The sequence below is a fragment of the Streptomyces brasiliensis genome (assembly GCF_014647875.1).
GTDB lineage: Bacteria > Actinomycetota > Actinomycetes > Streptomycetales > Streptomycetaceae > Streptomyces > Streptomyces brasiliensis.
The window spans coordinates 1-5,062 of record NZ_BMQA01000159.1 but is presented as its reverse complement, the minus strand read 5'-3'; the positions used below and the strand labels follow the sequence as shown (position 1 = coordinate 5,062).

Annotated in this window: 6 protein-coding genes, 1 tRNA gene and 2 pseudogenes; 5 read left to right on the top strand and 4 right to left on the bottom strand. The window is 68.5% G+C overall.

The annotated features are described in order from the left end of the window. Window positions 1-108 (top strand): annotated as a pseudogene (locus IEZ19_RS49045) (phosphotyrosine protein phosphatase); the annotation flags it as partial. Between the two features lie 153 nt (window positions 109-261). Here IEZ19_RS49045 and IEZ19_RS49040 read toward each other — a convergent pair. Next, a complete protein-coding gene (locus tag IEZ19_RS49040; protein WP_189317840.1) occupies window positions 262-663 on the bottom strand; it encodes a YccF domain-containing protein in 402 nt (133 codons plus the stop codon). Between IEZ19_RS49040 and IEZ19_RS49035 the strand changes: the two genes are divergently transcribed. Both IEZ19_RS49035 and IEZ19_RS49030 read left to right on the top strand, forming a co-directional pair. Beyond that, window positions 662-847 carry a hypothetical protein gene (locus IEZ19_RS49035; protein ID WP_189317839.1) on the top strand — a complete coding sequence of 62 codons (186 nt, stop codon included), beginning with the start codon at window positions 662-664 and terminating at the stop codon, window positions 845-847. The two genes, IEZ19_RS49040 and IEZ19_RS49035, sit on opposite strands and share 2 nt — an antisense overlap. A gap of 167 nt (window positions 848-1,014) precedes the next feature. Continuing rightward, a complete protein-coding gene (locus IEZ19_RS49030) occupies window positions 1,015-1,581 on the top strand; it encodes an SMI1/KNR4 family protein (RefSeq protein ID WP_189317838.1) in 567 nt (188 codons plus the stop codon). Between the two features lie 34 nt (window positions 1,582-1,615). Here IEZ19_RS49030 and IEZ19_RS49025 read toward each other — a convergent pair whose 3' ends face one another. After that, the gene (locus IEZ19_RS49025) at window positions 1,616-2,863 is read right to left on the bottom strand and encodes an APC family permease (protein WP_189317837.1); all 1,248 of its coding nucleotides are present in this window, start codon (window positions 2,861-2,863) and stop codon (window positions 1,616-1,618) included. 195 nt (window positions 2,864-3,058) lie between these two features. On the opposite strand from IEZ19_RS49025, the gene IEZ19_RS49020 reads away from it, so the two are divergent. Continuing rightward, the gene (locus IEZ19_RS49020; protein WP_189317836.1) at window positions 3,059-3,325 is read left to right on the top strand and encodes a GlsB/YeaQ/YmgE family stress response membrane protein; all 267 of its coding nucleotides are present in this window, start codon (window positions 3,059-3,061) and stop codon (window positions 3,323-3,325) included. Between the two features lie 83 nt (window positions 3,326-3,408). Here the strand turns inward: IEZ19_RS49020 and IEZ19_RS49015 are convergent, their stop codons facing one another. Then, window positions 3,409-3,897, bottom strand: coding sequence for a YajQ family cyclic di-GMP-binding protein (locus tag IEZ19_RS49015; RefSeq protein WP_189317835.1), 489 nt, complete (start codon window positions 3,895-3,897; stop codon window positions 3,409-3,411). Window positions 3,898-4,033: 136 nt separating this feature from the next. Here IEZ19_RS49015 and IEZ19_RS49010 point away from each other — a divergent pair. Next, window positions 4,034-4,166: transfer RNA gene (locus IEZ19_RS49010), tRNA-OTHER, on the top strand. 164 nt (window positions 4,167-4,330) lie between these two features. On the opposite strand, the pseudogene IEZ19_RS49005 reads toward IEZ19_RS49010, so the two are convergent. Beyond that, window positions 4,331-4,675: pseudogene (locus IEZ19_RS49005) on the bottom strand (site-specific integrase); the annotation flags it as partial. Window positions 4,676-5,062 lie beyond the last annotated feature (387 nt).

The following is a 5,062-nucleotide window of genomic DNA, read 5'->3' as shown; positions in this document are numbered from 1 at the left end:
GCGCTGGAGGACCCGGCCGGCAAGGGCGTCGAGGCCGTCCGCCCGATCCGCGACGAGATCAAGACCCGCATCGAGAAGCTGATCGCCGAGATCGACGCCCAGCAGTAGGCATGAGCGGCGTGCCGGACAGGCGGCAAGACCGAGATCGTCAAACTCAACATCGGCACACAGGTCTCCGCGATCAGCGTGCTCCTTCCGATGACCTCCTCCACGTCCGGGCCAAGAGTCCGGAGGGCAAGGCCTTCACCCGGAGCTTGGACCTCAACGGCTGCCGAATCCCCGGTCACTCGTTACTACTTCACGCCCCAGCGGCATGAGTGAGATCGGGATGAGCTTGAGATTTGCCCATCCGAACGGGATCCCGATGATCGACAAGAAGAGCGGGATGCTTGTGATCAGGTGGCACAGCGCCAGCCACCAGCCCGCGAAGATCACCCAGATCACGTTGCCGATGAACGATGGTGCCCCTGCGTCTGGCCGCTCCACAGTGGTCCTGCCGAAGGGCCACAGGACGAAGCCTGCGATGCGTAGCGACGCAACGCCGAATGGGATGGTGATGATCAAGACAAAGCAGATCAGCGCGGCGATCAGGTAGCCGATCGCCATCCAGAAGCCGCAGAACACGAGCCACAGGATGTTGAGCAGCAGGTTGAACACCTTCATGGTCGGCACCTCTCCAGGTCGCTTCGCCGGCACTGCCTGCTGCCACAAGTATCAGCTGGTCATGCATCCAGGCGAAACCGCAGCGCCCTTGTGGCGCGATCGGGAACGTTCGGTGATTCCGGTCTCGCTGCCTCTGCTGGGCCGCGAGATCGTGCCCACGGACCAGCCGTTCGCGTCGCGCTGACCCGGCAGCGGCTTCGGCCGGGGGACGACCTCCGGCCCGACCAGGCGGCCTGAGACCGGCCGGCCTGACCGGCCGTCATGCGGCGCCCGTGGCCGCAACGTTTTCCACAAGGCGAAGGTTGTCCACAGGCTCGCCCGACTGTCAGTGGCGGCTTGCATCATGAAGCCATGACCGAGATCGAGCAGTTGCTGACACGGGTGGCCGAAAAGGCCCGCAACTCCCGTCCCTGGGGCTGGCCGTCGCTCCCCGAGCCCGTGGACGCCGACACACTCGACCGGGCCGAGGCCGCCCTGGGATTCGCTCTGCCGCCCCTCCTCGCCGCGCTCTACCGCCGTATAGGAGACGGCGGATTCGGCCCGGAGTACGGCCTCTTGCCCCTCCTGGACAGCCCGCCCTCCGGAGAACCGGCGGTCGTCGCCCAGTACCTCGCCGACCGCGAGGACGGCCGCAAGGACCCCGACTGGCCCTGGCCCGAGGGCCTCCTGCCGATATCCCACTGGGGCTGCGGGATGTACGCGTGCGTGGACTGCCGCGACCAGGCCGGCCCGGTGCTGCTCTTCGAGCCGAACGCCGACACCGCGGACGAGGCCTGGTACGTGGATGCCCCCACCCTCACCGACTGGCTGACCGCCTGGCTCGACGGCACGGGCTGGTACGAGGAGACCAACGACGGCACGGACCTGGCCCCGTGGGCCGACTTCCGGATACGCACGCAGCCGACTCCATCCGCGTGAGGACAGGAGCCGCCCGCTCCTCCCAGGGCCGGTGTCACCGTGTTTGCGTCACCCACCGCCGTACGCCGTAAGCGGCCGCGCCCACCACCAGCACGCCCGCACCGACGGCCACCGAGACCGCGGGCAGGGCGAACGCCAGCGTCACGCACCCCAGCAGGCCCACCGCGGGCAGCACACGCGACGACGGAGCCGGACTCAGCGTCCATGCCGACGCGTTGGCCACCGCGTAGTACGCCAGCACACCGAAGGAGGAGAAGCCGATGGCACCGCGTACGTCCACCGTCGCGGCCAGTACCGCCACGACCGCTCCCACGGCCAGCTCGGCGCGGTGCGGGACCTGGAAACGCGGATGCACGGCGGACAGGGCCTCGGGGAGATGGCGGTCGCGGGCCATGGCGAGCGTTGTCCGGGACACGCCCAGGATCAGCGCGAGCAGCGACCCGAGGGCGGCGACCGCGGCCCCTACCCGGACCACGGGCGCCAGTCCCGGCACCCCGGCCGCCCGTACGGCGTCGGCCAGCGGCGCGGCCGCCTGCCCCAGACCGCCCGCACCGAGCACGGACAGGACGGCAACGGCCACGCACGCGTACACCGCGAGAGTGATACCGAGGGCCAGCGGAATCGCGCGTGGAATGGTCCGCGCCGGATCCCGCACCTCCTCGCCGAGCGTCGCGACGCGCGCGTACCCGGCGAAGGCGAAGAACAGCAGACCGGCGGCCTGAAACACCCCGCCCACCCCTGACGACAGCCCGATGTCCAGCCGCCCGGAATCGGACTGCCCGGAGCCGAGACACACGACGACCACGCAAGCGAGGACCACCAGCACCACGGCCACGATCACCCGCGTCAGCCAGGCGGACTTCTGGATGCCGCCGTAGTTCACCGCGGTCAGCGCCACCACGGCCGCGACGGCGACCGCGTGCGCCCGGCCAGGCCAGACGTACGTCCCCACGGTGAGCGCCATCGCAGCACAGGAGGCCGTCTTCCCGACGACGAACGACCAGCCCGCGAGGTATCCCCAGAAGTCCCCGAGCCGCTCCCGCCCGTACACGTAGGTGCCGCCCGACGCCGGATACAGGGCCGCGAGCCGCGCCGAGGACATGGCGTTGCAGTAGGCTACGACGGCCGCGACCGCCAGGCCGAGCAGCAGCCCCGATCCGGCAGCGCGCGCCGCAGGACCCAGGGCGGCGAAAACGCCGGCGCCGATCATCGAGCCGAGGCCGACGACCACGGCGTCCCGCACGCCCAGAGTGCGGCGCAGACCCGAATCGGAGCGTGTCATGAGCCGCACCCTACTGATCGCCGGAACCGCCGGGTGCACCGGTGACGTCCTGTTCATCAACGCGGTGCGAATACGTGCGCCGCAGACGGCACCGAACAACGCACAGCACGCACGGCCCGCGAAGCACAGCCGGTCCGGACGAAATTCACAGGCCCGGGAGAGTGCGGGCACAGCGCGGGAGGGCAGGTTCACGGCATGAGCATCATCGGTTGGATCATCCTAGGCCTGTTGGCCGGCGCCATCGCCAAACTCCTGCTGCCCGGACGCGATCCGGGCGGCTTCATCGGAACGACCCTTATCGGCGTCGTGGGGGCGTTCGTCGGTGGCTGGATCTCGGCCCGCTGGCTGGACCACCCGATCACCAAGAACTTCTACGACGGCGCCACTTGGGCGGCAGCGATCGGCGGCTCGCTCGTCCTTCTGATCCTCTACCGCGTCCTGTTCGGCAACTCGCGCGACTGAGCGATCCGGATCCGACTACCGCACCGACAGACGAAAAGGGCGGGCACCACCGGGCTTCCCGGGTGCCCGCCCTTCTCGGCGTACTAGCGGTAGTTCACGAACTGCAGCGCGAAGTCGAAGTCCTGGCCCTTGAGCAGCGCGATCACGGCCTGCAGGTCGTCACGACTCTTGGAGGTGACGCGCAGCTCGTCGCCCTGCACCTGAGCCTTCACGCCCTTGGGGCCCTCGTCACGGATGATCTTCGCCACCTTCTTCGCGTTCTCCTGGGAGATGCCCTCCTGGATCGAAGCGAAGATCTTGTACTCCTTGCCGGAAAGCTGGGGCTCGCCCGCGTCCAGGGCCTTCAGCGAGATGCCGCGCTTGATCAGCTTGGACTGGAAGACGTCGAGAACGGCCTTGACCCGTTCCTCGGAGTTCGCCTCCATCAGGATCTTCTCGCCGGACCAGGAGATCGAGGCGCCGACGCCCTTGAAGTCGTAGCGCTGCGAGATCTCCTTGGCGGCCTGGTTGAGGGCGTTGTCGACCTCCTGCCGCTCGACCTTCGAGACGATGTCGAAACTGGAGTCGGCCATGTCCTGTGGCTCCTTGTATCAGGGTGTGTATCGGGTGCGTGTCGGCGCGTACTGGGCGGCCGCCGAGTCCGGCACAGGGCCGGGCCGTATCCGCACCAGCCTAGCCACCCCACGACCTCCGGGCGCCGATCAATCGGGTGGCGAAGCACCCCTGGGCATCGGGTATTGTTTACGTCGTTGCCAGGGAGCACCGCCGAAAGCGGGCTCACATGGCAGCGAACCCCGGCGGTGTGGCTCAGCCTTCCCAGGTTCGAATCCTGGCGCCGCCACAAGACCGAAAAGGTCTGTGACCAGCAGCAATGCTGATCGCAGACCTTTTCGGCGTTCACGGGCGCGACCTGGTCGCTATGGGTGCTTTTTCCCAGTGTGTCTCACCCTGATTCGGGTGCTGACCAGTCCGTGTGGGGCAGGTGTGGGGCAGCTTTCGACCCTTCTAGCTGCCGTTCTTCAGGGCCCGCTCGATTCGGGCGTTCGCCGTGGCGGCGCCGCCGTTCAGGCACTTCGCGTACACGCGGAACAGCACGGCCACGCTGTGGCCGGCGCGCGCGGCCACCTCTTGCGGTTCCACCCCGGAGCTGAGCCACGTGGACACGGCGGCGTGGCGAAGATCATATGGACGCTTCGCGAGTAATGACGCGCACTGAGCGGGCGTGAGAGCACGCGCGCGGGCTTCCGCCCACACCTCGCCGTATCCGGTGTCCTGGATGAGTCCGCCGCGTTGCGTCTGGAACAGCCGCCCGTCGCGGGCGACGCCGTACGCCGTGACGTGCCACCGCAGCTGTACAGCAACCGACGCGACCAGTAGTGACCTCGACGGGCCGTGAAGTGACCCAACCGACCGCCGTGCGCCGATCCGCCTCTAGCTACGGATCAGAAGGTGGCCGTGACCGATCCCCGCCCGGCGGGCGGTAGACCCGGGCGAAAGCTGGCGACACGCGGCCATCGTCAACGCTGTCCAGCGCCTTTTCCCCGCGTCTGCCTGACACACGACGGGGCTCTACAGACCCTGACGGCAGATGATGACGGCAACAGAGCCACACGTACGAGGACCTTGGCGGTAGCAGGGAGCCAGCCCTGAGCCGGTGCACTGGCAACGCGGCAGCGTGCACCCACCTGGTCGACCAGGTGGCCGCCGCCCACCCCACCATCCGCAAGGTCTGGGTGG

Excerpts from the sequence above, each read along its gene's own strand:
- IEZ19_RS49035 (WP_189317839.1), top strand. The coding sequence starts at position 662 with ATGGTCGGCACCTCTCCAGGTCGCTTCGCCGGCACTGCCTGCTGCCAC.
- IEZ19_RS49020 (WP_189317836.1), top strand. The coding sequence starts at position 3,059 with ATGAGCATCATCGGTTGGATCATCCTAGGCCTGTTGGCCGGCGCCATC.
- IEZ19_RS49025 (WP_189317837.1), bottom strand. The coding sequence starts at position 2,863 with ATGACACGCTCCGATTCGGGTCTGCGCCGCACTCTGGGCGTGCGGGAC.
- IEZ19_RS49015 (WP_189317835.1), bottom strand. The coding sequence starts at position 3,897 with ATGGCCGACTCCAGTTTCGACATCGTCTCGAAGGTCGAGCGGCAGGAG.
- IEZ19_RS49030 (WP_189317838.1), top strand. The coding sequence starts at position 1,015 with ATGACCGAGATCGAGCAGTTGCTGACACGGGTGGCCGAAAAGGCCCGC.
- IEZ19_RS49040 (WP_189317840.1), bottom strand. The coding sequence starts at position 663 with ATGAAGGTGTTCAACCTGCTGCTCAACATCCTGTGGCTCGTGTTCTGC.